General features: G+C 73.0%; 13 protein-coding genes. 10 read left to right on the top strand and 3 right to left on the bottom strand.

Annotation, left to right across the window (positions count from 1 at the left end; translation table 11 throughout):
• Positions 1 to 17 precede the first annotated feature (17 nt).
• The 3 genes from pheS to HS045_RS22985 all read left to right on the top strand — a co-directional run bounded on the left by pheS (position 18) and on the right by HS045_RS22985 (position 4,102).
• Complete coding sequence (gene pheS / locus HS045_RS22995) at positions 18 to 1,067, top strand: phenylalanine--tRNA ligase subunit alpha (RefSeq protein ID WP_196453804.1); 1,050 nt, start codon at positions 18 to 20, stop codon at positions 1,065 to 1,067.
• Positions 1,067 to 3,589, top strand: a complete 2,523-nt coding sequence (pheT, locus tag HS045_RS22990; protein WP_196453481.1) for a phenylalanine--tRNA ligase subunit beta — start codon at positions 1,067 to 1,069, stop codon at positions 3,587 to 3,589. Before pheS ends, pheT begins: the two co-directional genes overlap by 1 nt.
• Positions 3,590 to 3,856: 267 nt before the next feature.
• Complete coding sequence (locus HS045_RS22985; RefSeq protein WP_196453480.1) at positions 3,857 to 4,102, top strand: hypothetical protein; 246 nt, start codon at positions 3,857 to 3,859, stop codon at positions 4,100 to 4,102.
• 62 nt (positions 4,103 to 4,164) lie between these two features.
• Here HS045_RS22985 and HS045_RS22980 read toward each other — a convergent pair whose 3' ends face one another.
• The 3 genes from HS045_RS22980 to HS045_RS22970 all read right to left on the bottom strand — a co-directional run bounded on the left by HS045_RS22980 (position 4,165) and on the right by HS045_RS22970 (position 7,927).
• Positions 4,165 to 4,743, bottom strand: a complete 579-nt coding sequence (locus tag HS045_RS22980; protein ID WP_196453803.1) for a Uma2 family endonuclease — start codon at positions 4,741 to 4,743, stop codon at positions 4,165 to 4,167.
• Between the two features lie 79 nt (positions 4,744 to 4,822).
• On the bottom strand, positions 4,823 to 6,085 hold the full coding sequence (locus HS045_RS22975; protein ID WP_196453479.1) for an MFS transporter: 1,263 nt from the start codon (positions 6,083 to 6,085) through the stop codon (positions 4,823 to 4,825).
• 180 nt (positions 6,086 to 6,265) lie between these two features.
• A complete protein-coding gene (locus HS045_RS22970; RefSeq protein ID WP_196453478.1) occupies positions 6,266 to 7,927 on the bottom strand; it encodes a class I adenylate-forming enzyme family protein in 1,662 nt (553 codons plus the stop codon).
• A gap of 259 nt (positions 7,928 to 8,186) precedes the next feature.
• Here HS045_RS22970 and argC point away from each other — a divergent pair, with 259 nt between their 5' ends.
• The 7 genes from argC (at position 8,187) to argH (ending at position 15,740) form a co-directional block, all read left to right on the top strand.
• Complete coding sequence (gene argC / locus HS045_RS22965) at positions 8,187 to 9,230, top strand: N-acetyl-gamma-glutamyl-phosphate reductase (RefSeq protein ID WP_374191411.1); 1,044 nt, start codon at positions 8,187 to 8,189, stop codon at positions 9,228 to 9,230.
• A complete protein-coding gene (gene argJ / locus HS045_RS22960) occupies positions 9,227 to 10,381 on the top strand; it encodes a bifunctional glutamate N-acetyltransferase/amino-acid acetyltransferase ArgJ (protein WP_196453477.1) in 1,155 nt (384 codons plus the stop codon). The genes argC and argJ overlap by 4 nt, the downstream gene beginning before the upstream one ends.
• Complete coding sequence (gene argB / locus HS045_RS22955; RefSeq protein WP_196453476.1) at positions 10,378 to 11,331, top strand: acetylglutamate kinase; 954 nt, start codon at positions 10,378 to 10,380, stop codon at positions 11,329 to 11,331. The genes argJ and argB overlap by 4 nt, the downstream gene beginning before the upstream one ends.
• Entirely contained in the window at positions 11,328 to 12,506 is a 1,179-nt protein-coding gene (locus HS045_RS22950) for an acetylornithine transaminase (protein WP_196453475.1), read from the top strand. Before argB ends, HS045_RS22950 begins: the two co-directional genes overlap by 4 nt.
• Positions 12,503 to 13,012, top strand: coding sequence for an arginine repressor (locus HS045_RS22945; RefSeq protein ID WP_196453474.1), 510 nt, complete (start codon positions 12,503 to 12,505; stop codon positions 13,010 to 13,012). The genes HS045_RS22950 and HS045_RS22945 overlap by 4 nt, the downstream gene beginning before the upstream one ends.
• A gap of 69 nt (positions 13,013 to 13,081) precedes the next feature.
• Positions 13,082 to 14,281 (top strand): argininosuccinate synthase, encoded by a 1,200-nt coding sequence (locus HS045_RS22940; protein ID WP_196453473.1) that lies wholly within the window; start codon positions 13,082 to 13,084, stop codon positions 14,279 to 14,281.
• A 61-nt stretch (positions 14,282 to 14,342) separates the two neighbouring features.
• Positions 14,343 to 15,740: an argininosuccinate lyase gene (gene argH, locus HS045_RS22935; protein ID WP_230884736.1), complete on the top strand. Its 1,398-nt coding sequence runs from the start codon at positions 14,343 to 14,345 to the stop codon at positions 15,738 to 15,740.
• The last annotated feature ends 31 nt before the right edge of the window (positions 15,741 to 15,771 follow it).

Here is a 15,771-nt window from a genome sequence, read left to right as displayed (position 1 = left end):
CGCTGCACGCCGATGAGATGGCGCGCATGCAGGCCGAAGCGCTCGAAGCCGTCACGGCTGCGCGCGACCTCGACGAACTCAAGCAGGTACGGCTCGCCCACGCCGGTGACCGCTCACCGATCGCCCTGGCCAACCGCGAGATCGGCGTGCTGCCCCCCGCGGCCCGCGCCGAGGCCGGCAAGCGCGTCGGCGGCGCCCGCAAGGCCATCGCCGACGCCCTCGCCGAACGCCAGGCCCAACTGGAGGCCGAGCGGGACGAGCGGGTCCTCGTCGAGGAGACCGTCGACGTCACGCTCCCGTGGGACCGCCTCCCGCGGGGCGCCCGCCACCCGCTGACCACGCTGCAGGAGCGCATCGCCGACGCGTTCGTCGCGATGGGCTACGAGGTGGCGGAGGGGCCCGAGCTGGAGGGCGAGTGGTTCAACTTCGACGCCCTCAACATCTCGCCCGACCACCCGGCGCGCTCGGAGCACGACACCTTCTTCGTGGAGTCGGCAGACTCGGGCAAGGTGCTGCGCACGCAGACCTCGCCGGTGCAGATCCGGGCGCTGCTCAGCAGGGAGCTGCCGGTCTACGTGATCTCGCCGGGCAAGGTGTTCCGCACCGACGAGCTCGACGCCACCCACACCCCGGTCTTCCACCAGATCGAGGGGCTGGCGGTCGACGAGGGCCTGACGATGGCCCACCTGAAGGGCACCCTGGACCGCTTCGCCGAGGTCATGTTCGGCACGGGCATCAGCACCCGGTTCCGGCCCAACTACTTCCCGTTCACCGAGCCGTCGGCCGAGATGGACCTGAAGTGCTTCGTCTGCCGGGGTGCCTCCGCGGTCCCGGGCAACCCGCACTGCCGTACCTGCAAGTCCGAGGGCTGGATCGAGTGGGGCGGCTGCGGCATGGTCAACCCCCGGGTGCTCGTCGCCTGCGGAGTGGACCCCGACCGCTACAGCGGCTTCGCGTTCGGCATGGGCGTCGAGCGCACCCTGATGTTCCGCCACAACGCCGAGGACATGCGCGACATGGTCGAAGGCGACGCCCGCTTCACTCTCCCGTTCGGAATGGAGGTCTGATGAAGGTCCCGCTTTCATGGCTGCGGGAGTACGTCGATCTCCCCGCCGTCACCGCCCACGAGATCGCCGACAGGCTCACCGCCGCCGGGCTCAAGCTGGAGGCGATCACCTCCCACGGCCACGACGTCAAGAACGTCGTGGTCGGCGAGGTGCTCTCCGTCGAGGAGCTCGAGGGCTTCAAGAAGCCCATCCGCCACTGCCAGGTCGAGGTGGGGGAGGCCGCGCCGCGCCAGATCGTGTGCGGTGCGACGAACTTCACCGCCGGCGACCGGGTGCCGGTCGTGCTGCCCGGCGGCGTGCTGCCCGGCGGGTTCGAGGTCGGCGCCCGCAAGACCTACGGGCGCATGTCCGAGGGCATGATCTGCTCCGAGCGCGAGCTGGGCCTGGGCGACGACCACGGCGGCATCATGCTGCTGCCCGCCGACACCCCCATCGGCGCCGACGTGGTCGAGCTGCTCGGCCTGCGCGAGGACGTCATCGAGCTGGAGATCACCCCGGACATCGGCTACGCGCTGTCCGTCCGGGGGGTGGCCCGCGAGGTCGCCACCGCCTTCGGCGTCGCCTTCCGCGACCCGGCCGACCTGTCCCCGCCCGCGGAGACCGGCCCGTCCCACCCGGCCTCGATCGCCGACCCGACCGCGTGCGACCGCTTCGTGCTGCGCGCCGTCCGCGGCTTCGACCCGCACGCCCCGAGCCCGTTCTGGATGCGGGCCCGGTTGACGCGCGCGGGCATGCGGCCGGTCTCGCTCGCCGTGGACGTCACCAACTACGTGATGCTCGAACTCGGCCAGCCGCTGCACGCCTTCGACGCGGCGAAGCTCAGCGGGGAGATCGTGGTGCGGCGGGCGGAGCCGGGGGAGACCCTGGAGACGCTCGACCACGTCGTGCGCGCGCTCCACCCCGAGGACGTCCTGATCACCGACGCCTCGGGCGCCATCGCGATGGCCGGGACGATGGGCGGGCTGCACACCGAGATCTCCGACGACTCCACCGACATCGTCATCGAGGCCGCGCACTTCGCCCCCAGCGGGATCGCGCGCATGTCGCGCCGCCACAACCTGGTCAGCGAGGCGTCCAAGCGCTTCGAGCGGGGCGTGGACCGGGAGCTGCCGCTGTACGCCTCCTGGCGCGCGGCGCGGCTCCTGGCGGAGCTGGGCGGCGGCACGATCCAGCCGGGCGTGACCTGCGCCGAGGCCGAGGTCGAGCCGGTCCGCATCGCCATCCCGAGCGGTCACCCCGGCAGGGTCGCCGGGATGCGCTACGACCGCCAGACCGTGATCCGCCGTCTGGAGCAGGTCGGCTGCACCGTCACCGAGGGCGCCGAGGAAGCCGAGGCGGCCGACGGCCTGGCGGCCCGGCTCGCGGTGACCGGCGCCGACATGCTGACGGTCGTGCCGCCGTCCTGGCGGCCCGACCTGACCGACCCCAACGACCTGGCGGAGGAGGTCATCCGGCTCGAGGGCTACGAGAACCTCCCCTCGGTGCTGCCCGCCGCCCCGGCGGGGGCCGGTCTCACCGAGGGCCAGCGGCTGCGCCGCAGGGTCGGCCGGGCGCTGGCGGCGGCCGGCTACGTCGAGGTCCTGGCCTACCCGTTCATGGGGGAGCGCGACCTCGACCGCCTGCAGCTCCCCGAGGGCGACGCGCGCCGCCGCACCGTACGGCTGGCCAACCCGCTGAGCGAGGACGAGCCGCTGATGCGGACCACGCTGCTGCCGGGCCTGCTGAAGACCCTGGTGCGCAACGCGGGCCGGGGCGCGGGGGACGTCGCGCTGTTCGAGACGGGCCTGGTCTACCGGCCCGGCGCGGACGCGCCGGCGACCGCGCCCGTGCTGGGTGTGGAGCGCCGGCCGACCGACGAGGAACTGGCCTCGATCGAGGCGGCGCTGCCCGCGCAGCCGAGGCGGGTCGCGGTCGTCCTGGCCGGGGAGTTCGCCCGCTCCGGCTGGTGGGGCAAGGGCGCCCCGGCCACCTGGGCGGACGCCGTGGAGGCCGCCCGCACGGTGGCCCGCGAGGCCGGGGTCGTCCTGGAGGTCCGCGCCGACCGGCACGAGCCCTGGCATCCGGGCCGCTGCGCCGCGCTGTACGCCGGGGAGACCCTCGTCGGCCACGCCGGCGAGCTCCACCCCCGCGTCGTGGAGGCGTACGGCCTGCCGCCGCGCACCTGCGCGATGGAGCTGGAGCTGACCCGGCTGGAGGCGGCGCTGCCCGGCCCGGTGGAGACGCCCGCGATCTCCGCCTACCCGGTCGCCACCCAGGACGTGGCACTGATCGTCGATGCGGCCGTCCCGGTGGCCGAGGTGGAGGCGGCGCTGCGCGAGGGGGCCGGAGCGCTCCTGGAGACGATCCGGCTGTTCGACGTCTACGCCGGAGTGCAGGTCGGCGAGGGCAACAAGTCCCTGGCCTACACGCTGCGCTTCCGCGCGCCGGACCGGACGCTGACCGTCGAGGAGACCACCGCGGCCCGCGACGCGGCCGTGGCCCTGGCGGGCGAGCGCACCGGCGCCCGGCTCCGCGGCGCCTGACGCCGGAGCGGTAGGCGAAGGCCCCGGCGGGCACCGCCGGGGCCTTCGTGCGGCTGCGGCCGGACGCGGTGCGAGGCGGGGCTCCGCGCCGGCCGGACACGATGAGAGCCGGGGCCCTCGTGCGGCCGTGGCCGGATGCGGCCGGGGAGAAGTCCGCCGCCGGGGTCTTCGCGTGTGCGGGTCCGGCGGTCATGATTTGCAGGGCGGCGTGTCGCGCGGCCGCCCCGGTATCCGCCCCGCCGGACGGCGGGGCCGAAAGGAAACGAGATGAGGCACCTGCTGGTGTTCGCCGACCGCGACGACGCCGAGGAGGTCGCGGAGACCGTGGCGGAGGAGTTCCCCGCCCTGGACCTGCCCGCCGTCGTGCGGGAGACCCTGGCGGGGGAGGACGACGCGGAGGACGCGCAGTGGCTGGCGGTGGTCGAGGACCCCGACGAGACCCTGTCCTCGGCCGACCTGGCCCGCCTGACCGAGCTGGCCGAGGAGTACGGTGGCTGGCGCGAGGCGGAGTGATCGATCCCGTGACCGGCGGCCCCGGGCGCCGGAGCGGGCGGCCGGCTCCGGCGCGGAGTCCCTCAGAGCCGGTCGATCTCCGTCAGGTCGACGTCGACGTCGAAGGGGGCGGAGAGCGTGAGCCGGTCGTGGTGGATGCCGGTGATCGCGTAGGCGCCGGTGACCTCGTCGAACTCGTAGACGTGCACGACGGGGCGCCCGGAGTCGTTCTCCACGATCCAGAAGTGCGGGATCCGGGCCTCGGCGTAGAGCGACGGCTTGCGCTTGCGGTCGCGGTCCTTGGACTCGGGCGAGACCACCTCGACCACGAGCACGACGTCCTCGGCCCGGTAGAAGGTCTGCTCCGGACCCTGCTCCGCCGAGGCCCGGATGACGCTCAAGTCGGGCTCGGGCCGCTGGCTCTTCCCCGTGACGATGCTCATCTCCCGGCGTACCCGGAGATCGCGGGGAAGGGTCCGGCGGAGACCGAAGGCGAGAAGGTCTACGGCCCGCATGTGGAAGGAAGCCTGAGGACTCACGAAGACCAAGCTTCCATCAATCAACTCTGTGTGCGCGGGCAAATCCGGAATGTGATCGAGGTCGTCCGCCGAGAAACCTCCCGGGGGAGGGAACACCCACTCGGGCAGTGAAGGATGGGACATCTCCACGCTCCAGGCCTCGGCTGTCATGGCGCCCAGCGTAGCAACCGCCACGCAGCGCGTCAGGGCCATCACGCAGCGGTCACGGAGCCGAGGCGCGGGCGAGCTCCTCGCGGCGGGTGCGCTCGCGGACGGCGTGCTCGTCGGTGCGGGCGTCGTAGGTGCGGAACTTCGGCAGCAGCCCGGCCAGGGCGGCGACGGCGCCCACGCAGAGCAGGCCGCCGGCGCCCAGGGAGAAGCGGGTGCCGCCGAGGTGGTCCATCAGGCCCGCGCGGGCGTTGCCCAGCATCGGGCCGCTGGTGTAGGAGAGCAGCTCGATCCCGGCCAGGCGGCCCCGGTAGGAGTCGGGGATGGTCTGGTTCCAGATGGTCGCCCGGAAGACGCCGCTGATCATGTCGGCGGCCCCGGCCACGGCGAAGAAGGCCAGGATGCCCCACACGTTCGGCATGACGGCGGCCAGCGCCACCGCGGCGCCCCACACGAGGGCGGCCAGGATCACGCCCAGGCCGTGCCGGTGGACGTGGGTGGTCCAGCCGGAGGTGACCGAGGCGATCAGCGAGCCGACGGCGGCGGCGGAGTAGAACAGGCCGAGCGACTCGGGGCTGCCGACCTGGTCGGCGAGGAACGGGTAGAGCGCGGTGGAGAAGGCGAAGACCATCGCGGCGACGTCCACCAGGTAGGTGCCCATCAGGTCGGGGCGGCCCACGGCGTAGCGCACGCCCTCGACCATCGACCGGATCGAGGCGGCGGGCGCGTCCTCGTCCCGCGGCGGGGACGTCACCGGCCAGAGCAGCGCCAGCGAGACCAGGAAGGTGCCCAGGTTGATCGCGTAGGCGGCGGCCACGCCGTACGAGGCGGCGATCAGGCCGCTGAGGCCGGGGGCGATGATGGCGCCGAGGTTCCAGCGGAAGCTGCTCAGCGCGGCGGCGGCGGTCAGCTGGTCGTGCCGGACCACGCGCGGCATCAGCGACTCGAGGCTGGGGCGCTGCAGACTGCCGAAGGCGGCCGACATCGCGCCGACCGCGTACAGGACCCAGACCCGGGGCTCCGGCAGCAGGGCGTTGACGAGCAGGATCAGGATCGTCAGGCAGAGCCCGGCCTCGGTGTAGAGGATGATCTTCCGGCGGTCCAGGGCGTCCGCGATCGCCCCGCCCCACAGGCCGCAGACGACCATGGGCACGAACTCGGCCGCGCTGACCAGGCCGACCGCCAGGGGGGAGCCGGTGAGCTGCTTCATCTGCAGCGGGACCGCGACGAGGGTGAGGAAGGTGCCGAACATCGTGACCACCCCCGACCCGAACAGCAGCCGGAAGTCACGGGAGTCGCGCAGGGGACTCAGGTCCATCCGCAGGTGGCGGAGGAGCGTACGGAGAGAGCGATCGGGATTTTCAGGCACGAACAGCTAGTTTCGGTTCCGGGCCGCCCGAAGGCAAACCGTTTTCGGCCGGCCCGCCGTCCCGGGCTGCCGGGCGGGCGGTCCGGGGGTGCCGGGCGGGCGCGGGGAGACCGCCCGGCACCCGCCCGCTCAGGCGCCCAGGACCTCCCTGCGGAGGTGGGTCTTGAGGATCTTGCCGCCGGGGTTGCGGGGCAGTTCGGTCTCGCGGATCCAGAAGCGCACCGGGACCTTGAACGCCGCGATCCGCTCGCGCAGGAACGCCTGGAGCTCCTCGGGGGCGACGGGGGACTTCAGCCGCACCACCGCGCCGACCTCCTCGCCGAGCTCGTCGTGCGGGACGCCGATCACCGCGGCGTCGTCCACCGCCGGGTGCTCGAACAGCGCGGCCTCGACCTCGGCGCAGTAGACGTTCTCCCCGCCGCGGATGACCATGTCCTTGGCCCGGTCCACGATGTAGACGAACCCGTCGGCGTCCACCCGGGCCAGGTCGCCGGTGTGCAGCCAGCCGCCCACGAAGGTCTCCGCGGTGGCCTCGGGCCGGTTCCAGTAGCCCAGGATGACGTTCGGGCCGCGCAGGCAGAGCTCGCCGACCTCGCCGGCGGGCAGCTCGTCGCCGAGCGGATCGGCGATCTTGACCTCGACCACGGGCATCGGCAGGCCGATGCTGTCGGGCCTGGCCGCGTAGTCCTGGCCGCTGTTGTTGATCGCCAGGGCGGTGGTCTCGGTCATGCCGTAGCCGTTGGACGGGGCCCGGCTGGGCAGCTGCTCGGTGATGCGCTCCAGCAGCCTGGGCGGGGCGGGCGCGCCGCCGTACCCCAGGGAGGCGAGGCTGGAGACGTCGTACTTGTCCAGGTCCGGGTGGGACAGCAGCTGCCAGACGTTGGTGGGCACGCCGCTGAAGACGGTGACCTTCTCGCGCTCGATCAGCTCCAGCGCCCGCCCGGCGTCCCACTTGTACATCAGCACCAGTCCGCCGCCGGTGAACATCGTGGTGGTCATCACCGCGAAGCAGCCGGTGACGTGGAAGAGCGGCACGGTCAGCAGGGTGACGCGGCGCTGCCCGGCGGACTCGGCCGGGTCCTTGCCCGCCCGGACCACGGCGCGCAGCAGGCTGTAGGCCACCGTCAGCGGGGACTGGCCGACGTTGCGGTGGCTGCCGAGCGCGCCCTTGGGGACGCCGGTGGTGCCGGAGGTGTAGAAGATCGTGGCCGGGTCCTCCGGCGAGAGCTCGACCGCGGGCAGGGCCGCGTCCGCCTCGACCTCGCCCAGCACGTCCGCGAACGACCGGGCGCCCTCGGGGGCCTCGCCGCGCGTCACGATCAGGGGCACCGCCGTGCCGGCCAGCCTCCCGGCGCGCTCGCCGTCGGCGATGAGCACCTTGGCGCCGGAGTCGGAGAGCCCGAACTCCAGCTCCTGCGTGGTCCACCAGGCGTTGAGCGGGACGGCGACCGCTCCGGCGGCCAGCACGGCGGAGAAGGAGACGACCCATTCGGGGTAGTTGCGCATGGCGATGGCCACCCGGTCGCCTTTGGCGACGCCGTACTCCTCCACCAGGCGCCGCGCCAGCGTGGCGGCCCGCCGGAAGTGCTCCTCGTAGGTGATGCGCTCGTCCTCGTAGACGAGGAAGACCTTGTCGCCGTGGAACCTGCTCGTCTCCAGGAGCGCCCGGAAATGGCCGGGAGCGTGCTTCCAGGTCCTGACCGTGCCGCCGTGGCCGGGGACCTCTTCCATCTCGAAGAGCTGTCCGGGGCCGGTGAGCCGGGCCTGGACCTGGTCGTGAGTGACAGTCATGCGTACCTGCTCCCGGAAGGTGGAAGGGCCGGAGACGCCACGATACCGACCGGTAGGTACGGGCGACAGGGGGAAATTCCGTCGGGCGTTCTATCCGCATGTTCATGCATGGTCGTCCGTATCGTCCCCTGTGCTCCGAGCGGGCTCCGGGCCGTTTCGCACGGTGAATCGATCGTCCGGAATCGGTCCTTCCGCTTGCATGAAAATCCTGGAGCGTGCATACTCTTCCTGGTAAGCCTATGAATATCAGTGCATGAACATGCAGAGAGCGGGGAGCGGGATGAGAGCGGCGATCGCCGGTGCCAGCGGCTATGCCGGAGGCGAGCTCCTGCGCCTGCTGCTCGCCCATCCCGAGATCGAGATCGGCGCGCTGACCGCCGGATCCAGCGCCGGCACCGCGCTCGGCGCGCACCAGCCCCACCTGGCCCCGCTGGCCGACCGGATCCTGCTGGACACCACCGCCGAGACCCTCGCCGGTCACGACCTCGTCTTCCTCGCCCTCCCGCACGGCCGGTCCGCCGCCGTCGCCGAGCAGCTCGGCGACGAGACCCTGGTCGTCGACTGCGGCGCCGACTTCCGCCTCGCCGACCCCGCCGCCTGGGAGCACTTCTACGGCGGCGCCCACGCCGGCACCTGGCCGTACGGCCTGCCCGAGCTGCCCGGCCAGCGCGAGCGGCTCCGCGGGGCGCGCAGGATCGCCGTCCCCGGCTGCTACCCCACGGCCGTCACCCTGGCGATGTTCCCCGCCCTGGCCGCCGGCCTCGCCGCGCCCGACGTGGTGGTGGTGGCCGCCACCGGCACCAGCGGCGCGGGCAGGTCGCTCAAGCCGCACCTGCTGGGCAGCGAGGTGATGGGCTCGGTCAGCGCCTACGGCGTCGGCGGCGTCCACCGGCACACCCCCGAGATGGAGCAGAACCTCGGCGCCGTCGCGGGCCGGCCGGTGACGGTCTCCTTCACCCCGATGCTGGCCCCGATGAGCCGCGGCATCCTCGCCACCTGCACGGCCCCCGCCGCGCCCGGCCTGTCCGCGCCGGCCCTGCGCGAGGCCTACGAGGCCGCCGTCAAGGCCGAGCCCTTCCTGCGGCTGCTGCCCGAGGGGCGCTGGCCCGCCACCTCGATGACCCTCGGCGCCAACACCGCCGCCCTCCAGGTCGCCCTGGACGAGCGCGCCGGCCGCGTCGTCGCCGTCATCGCCATCGACAACCTCACCAAGGGCACGGCGGGAGGCGCCGTGCAGAGCGCCAACCTCGCGCTCGGCCTGTCCGAAGAGCTCGGCCTTCCCCTCAACGGAGTCGCCCCATGAGCGTGACCGCCCCCCTCGGCTTCCGGGCCGCGGGCATCGCCGCCGGCATCAAGTCCGGCGGCGCCCGCGACCTGGCCCTGATCGTCAACGACGGCCCCTCCCGCGCGGCGGCCGGCGTCTTCACCGCCAACCGGGTGAAGGCCGCCCCCGTGCTCTGGTCGGAGCAGGTCCTGTCCGGGGGCCGCGTGCACGCGGTCGTCCTCAACTCCGGCGGCGCCAACGCCTGCACCGGACCGCTCGGCTTCCAGGACACCCACGCCACCGCGGAGAAGGTCGCCGCGGCGCTGGGCGACTCCGCCGGAGAGGTCGCCGTCTGCTCCACCGGCCTGATCGGCGAGCGGCTCCCGATGGACGCGCTCCTGGGCGGTGTGGACACCGCCGTCACCCAGCTCAGCCGGGACGGCGGCCTGGCCGCCGCCGACGCCATCCGCACCACCGACACCGTCTCCAAGATCTCCTTCCGGCGTGCCGACGGCGGTTACACGGTCGGCGGCATGGCCAAGGGCGCCGGCATGCTCGCCCCGGGCCTGGCCACCATGCTCTGCGTGATCACCACCGACGCCGAGGTCGCCGCCGAGCAGCTCGACGCGGTGCTCCGCGAGGCGACCCGGCTCACCTTCGACCGGCTCGACACCGACGGCTGCATGTCCACCAACGACACCGTGCTGCTGCTGGCCAGCGGCGCCTCCGGCGTCGTCCCCGACCCCGCCGAGTTCGCCGAGCTGGTCCGCGCCGTCTGCGCCGACCTCGCCCGCCAGCTCCTGGTGGACGCCGAGGGCGCCACCAAGGCCATCGCCATCGAGGTCGTCGGCGCCGCCTCCGAGGACGACGCGGTCACGGTCGGCCGTGCCGTCGCCCGCTCGAATCTCTTCAAGTGCGCCATCCACGGCGAGGACCCCAACTGGGGCCGGGTGATCTCGGCGGTCGGCACGACCGACGCGGTCTTCGCGACCGAGCGGCTCAACGTCGCCATCAACGGCATCTGGATCTGCCGGGGCGGCGCCGCCGGGGACGACCGCTCCAAGGTGGACCTGCGCCCCCGCGACGTGACGATCACCATCGACCTGTCGGCCGGACCCCACTCGGCGACCGTGCACACCACGGACCTGACCGCCGCCTACGTCCACGAGAACTCCGCGTACTCCTCATGAGGACCTCCGACGCCCTGTCCAAGGCCACCACGCTGATCGAGGCGCTGCCCTGGCTGGCCCGCTTCCACGGCGCGACCGTCGTCATCAAGTACGGCGGCAACGCGATGACCGAGGAGCACCTGCGGGAGAAGTTCGCCGACGACGTGGTCTTCCTGCGCTACGCCGGGCTCAAGCCCGTCATCGTGCACGGCGGCGGCCCCCAGATCAACGCCCACCTCGACCGGCTGGGCATCGAGTCCACCTTCACCGCCGGGCTCCGGGTCACCACCCCCGAGGCCATGCAGGTCGTCCGCATGGTCCTGGTCGGCCAGGTCAACCGCGACGTGGTCGGCCTGATCAACCGGCACGGCCCGTTCGCCATCGGCATGTCCGGCGAGGACGCCCACCTGTTCACCGCCGTGCGCAAGCACGCCGTCGTCGAGGGCGAGCGGGTGGACATCGGCCAGGTCGGCGACATCGTCCGGGTCGAGGCCGGAGCCGTGCAGGCGCTGCTGGACGACGGCCGCATCCCCGTGGTCTCCTCGGTCGCCCGCGGCGAGGACGGCACCGTCTACAACGTCAACGCCGACACGGCCGCCGCCGCCCTGGCCGTGGCGCTCCAGGCCTCCAAACTGGTCGTCCTCACCGACGTCGAGGGCCTCTACCGCAACTGGCCCGAGAGCGACGAGGTGATCGACCGGCTCACCGCCACGGAACTGGACGAGCTCCTGCCGGGCCTGTCCAGCGGCATGGTGCCCAAGATGGAGGCCTGCCTGGCCGCCGTGCGGGGGGGCGTGCCCCAGGCCCACGTGCTCGACGGGCGGGCGCCCCACGCGATCCTGCTGGAGATCTTCACCGACCAGGGCGTCGGGACGATGGTGGTGCCGGACACCGCCGGGGCGGTGGTCGTGCCGAACCTGGTCAAGCGCAGGCTGACCGCCACCATCCGACTGAACGGGAGCGACACATGAGCCTGCGCGAGCGGTTCGAAGCGGCGTTCATGCCCACCTACGGCGTGCCCCCCCTGGCGCTGGCGCGCGGCGAGGGCTGCACGGTGTGGGACGCCGACGGCAACGCCTACCTGGACCTGATCGGCGGCATCGCGGTCAGCTCCCTCGGCCACGCCCACCCCGCGCTGGTCGCGGCCGTCTCGGCGCAGGTCGCCACGATCGCGCACACCAGCAACCTGTTCCTGCACGAGCCCGAGGTGCTGCTCGCCGAGCGCCTGCTCGGCCTGCTCGGCGGCGGGGGCCGGGTGTTCTTCGCCAACTCCGGCACCGAGGCCAACGAGTGCGCCTTCAAACTGGCCCTCAAGTACGGCAAGGCCAACGGCCGGACCTACTTCGTGGCCGCCGAGAACGGCTTCCACGGCCGGACCGTCGGCGCCCTGTCGCTGACCGGCAAGGCCGCCATCCGCGACCAGTTCGGCCCCTTCCCGGTCGAGGTCCGCTTCGTCCCGTACGGCGACGCCGACGCGCTGAAGAACGCCGTCACCGACGAGTGCGCCGCCGTCTTCCTGGAGCCCACCCAGGGCGAGGCCGGGGTCGTGCCCCCGCCGGACGGCTACTTCGCCGCCGCCCGGGAGATCTGCACCGCGGCCGGGGCCCTGCTGGTGGCCGACGAGATCCAGTCCGCGATCGGCCGGACCGGCCACTGGTTCGCCCACCAGCACGAAGGCGTCCTGCCCGACGTCCTCACCCTGGCCAAGGGCCTCGGCGGCGGCCTGCCGATCGGCGCCTGCGTCGGCTTCGGCCCCGCCGCCACGGTCTTCGCCAAGGGCGACCACGGCTCCACCTTCGGCGGCAACCCCGTCTCCTCCGCCGCCGCGCTCGCCGTGCTCGACACGATCGAAGCCGACGGCCTGCTGGAGCACGTCCGCACGGTCGGCGCCGCATTCGCCGCCGGCCTCGCCGCGGTCGGCCACCCGCTGCTCGGCGGCGTGCGCGGCCGGGGCCTGTGGCTGGCGCTCGTGCTCACCGCCGACCGCGCCGCCCAGGTCCAGCAGGCCGCGCAGCGCGCCGGCTTCCTGGTCAACGCCCTGCAGCCCGACGCGGTACGGCTCGCGCCCCCGCTGGTCATCACCTCCGAGCAGGCCGCGGCCTTCACCGCCGCGCTCCCCGCGATCCTCGACGAGGCCTCCGCATGACCATCCCCATGACCAAGGTGGCCCGCCAGGCGCGCATCACCGAGCTGCTGGAGCGGCGGACGGTGCGCTCCCAGCCGGAGCTCGCCAGGCTCCTGGCCGAGAGCGGGGTCGAGGTCACCCAGGCCACGCTCTCCCGCGACCTGGACGAACTCGGCGCGCTGAAGCTGCGCGCCGAGGACGGCTCCCTGGTCTACGCCCTGCCGGGCGAGGGCGGCGGCCGGATCCCGCTGCACCGGCTGGGCACCGGCGGCGAGTCCCCGGCGGCCAGGCTCGGCCGCCTGGCCGAGGAACTCCTCGTCGCCGCCGACGCGTCCGCCAACCTGGTGATCGTCCGCACCCCGCCGGGCGCCGCGCAGTTCCTCGCCTCCGCCATCGACCACGCCGGTTGGGAGTCCATCCTCGGCACCGTGGCCGGGGACGACACGATCCTCGTGATCAGCCGCGACCCGATGGGCGGGACGTCGGTCGCCGAGGCGCTGCTGCGCCTGGCCGACCGACGTAGTTAGCCCGCCTCCGGCGGGCCGCCCCAGCCGTCCGAACCACCCAGCAGACTTCTCCCGAAAGAGAGCACAACCATGACTGACCGGGTCGTACTCGCCTTCTCCGGCGGCCTCGACACCTCCGTCGCCATCCCGTTCCTCGCCGAGAAGACCGGCGCCGAGGTCATCGCCGTGGCCGTCGACGTCGGCCAGGGCGGCGAGGACATGGAGGTCATCCGCAAGCGGGCCATCGACTGCGGAGCCGTCGAGTCCGTCGTCGTCGACGCCCGCGAGGAGTTCGCCGCCGACTTCTGCGTGCCCGCGCTGCAGGCCAACGCCCTCTACATGGACCGCTACCCGCTGGTCTCCGCGCTCTCCCGGCCCCTGATCGTCAAGCACCTGGCCGCCGCGGCCAAGCAGTTCGGCGGCACGCACGTCTCGCACGGCTGCACCGGCAAGGGCAACGACCAGGTCCGCTTCGAGGCCGGCCTGGCCGCGCTCTTCCCCGAGCTGAAGGTCATCGCCCCCGCCCGCGACTACGCGTGGACCCGCGACAAGGCGATCGCCTACGCCGAGCAGAGGAACCTGCCGATCGAGACCACCAAGAAGAACCCGTACTCGATCGACCAGAACATCTGGGGCCGCGCCGTCGAGACCGGCTTCCTGGAGGACATCTGGAACGGCCCCACCGAGGACGTCTACGCCTACACCGCCGACCCCGCCCAGCCCCGCGAGGCCGACGAGGTGATCATCAGCTTCGTCGAGGGCGTCCCGGTGGCGATCGACGGGCGGCACCTGACCCCGTTCCAGATCATCTCCGAGCTCAACCGGCGGGCGGGCGCCCAGGGCGTCGGCCGGCTCGACATGGTCGAGGACCGGCTCGTCGGCATCAAGTCCCGCGAGGTCTACGAGGCGCCCGGCGCGATCACGCTGATCACCGCGCACATGGAGCTGGAGAACGTCACCGTCGAGCGGGACCTGGCCCGGTTCAAGCGCTCGGTGGACCAGCGCTGGGGCGAGCTCGTCTACGACGGCCTGTGGTTCTCCCCGCTCAAGAAGGCCCTCGACACCTTCATCGCCGAGGCCCAGCGGCACGTCACCGGCGAGATCCGGATGACCCTGCACGGCGGTCGCGCCACCGTCACCGGCCGGCGCTCCGAGACCTCCCTGTACGACTTCAACCTCGCCACCTACGACACCGGCGACACCTTCGACCAGTCCCTGGCCCGGGGCTTCGTCGAGCTGTGGAGCCTTCCTTCGAAGATCGCGGCCGCCCGGGACGCCCGCCAGGCCTGATTGGGCTATGGTCGCGGATTGAACTGGGAGGGAGAAGACGGTGACTGATGGTGGCAAGCCGATGCGGCTGTGGGGCGGCCGGTTCGAGGGAGGTCCGGCCGACGCGCTGACCCGGCTCTCGGTGAGCGTGCACTTCGACTGGCGGCTGGTGCCGTACGACCTGCTCGCCTCGCGGGCGCACGCCCGGGTGCTGCACCGCGCGGGGCTGCTCACCGCGGAGGAGCTGGAGCGCATGATCGGCGCTCTGGACGACCTGGAGCGCGCCTGCAAGGCGGGCGAGTTCCGGCCGACCGTGGCGGACGAGGACGTGCACACCGCGCTGGAGCGCGGCCTGCTGGAGCGCCTCGGCACGCTCGGCGGCAAGCTCCGCGCCGGGCGCAGCCGCAACGACCAGGTCGCCACCGACCTCCGGCTCTACCTCCGCGACCACGTCCGGCACATCGTCTCCCGGCTGGTCGAGCTGGAGACCGCGCTGATGAGCCAGGCCGAGGAGCACGCCGAGACGGCGGCGCCCGGCATGACCCACCTGCAGCACGCGCAGCCGGTCTCCTTCGGCCACCAGCTGCTCGCGCACGTGCACGCCTTCGCCCGCGACATCGACCGGCTGCGCGACTGGGACCGCCGCGCGGCCGTCTCCCCGCTCGGCTCCGGCGCGCTGGCCGGCTCGTCGCTCCCGCTCGACCCGCAGGCGGTCGCCGCCGAACTGGGCTTCGACTCGGCCGCGCCGAACTCGATGGACGCGGTCGCCGACCGCGACTTCGCGGCGGAGTTCCTGTTCTGCGCGGCGATGATCGGCACGCACCTGTCGCGGCTGGGCGAGGAGATCGTCCTGTGGGCCTCGCAGGAGTTCCGCTGGATCGAGATGGACGACGCCTACTCCACCGGCTCGTCGATCATGCCGCAGAAGAAGAACCCGGACGTCGCCGAGCTCGCCCGGGGCAAGAGCGGCCGTCTCATCGGCAACCTGATGTCGATGCTGACGACGCTCAAGGGCCTGCCGCTGACCTACAACCGGGACCTGCAGGAGGACAAGGAGCCGGTCTTCGACTCCGTCGACACCCTGCTGCTCGTCCTGCCCGCCATGGCCGGGCTGGTCGCCACCATGCGGGTCAACACCGCCAAGCTGGAGGCCTCGGCGCCCGACGGGTTCGCCCTCGCCACCGACCTGGCCGAACTGCTGGTCCGCAGGGGGGTACCGTTCCGCGAGGCGCACGAGGCGGTCGGCCACCTGGTGGTCTGGTGCCAGGTGAACGACAAGGACCTCGACGGGCTCACCGACGAGGAGCTCGCCAAGGTCTCGCCGCACTTCACCCCGGACTCGCGCGAGGTCCTGTCGGTGCCGGGCGCGCTGGCGGCCCGCAAGGCCCACGGCGGCACCGCTCCCGACCGGGTCCGCGACCAGCTCATCGCCTTGCGCGAGGCCGTCGACGGCCAGGCCGCATGGGCGATCGGAGACTGACGGCCCCCGGCGGCGGAGGCTCCGGCGGGCG

This window comes from Planomonospora sp. ID82291 (genome assembly GCF_015711645.1).
Taxonomy (GTDB): Bacteria; Actinomycetota; Actinomycetes; order Streptosporangiales; family Streptosporangiaceae; genus Planomonospora.
The sequence above is the reverse complement of the archived record's forward strand: the minus strand, read 5'-3'. Positions and strand labels throughout refer to the sequence as shown.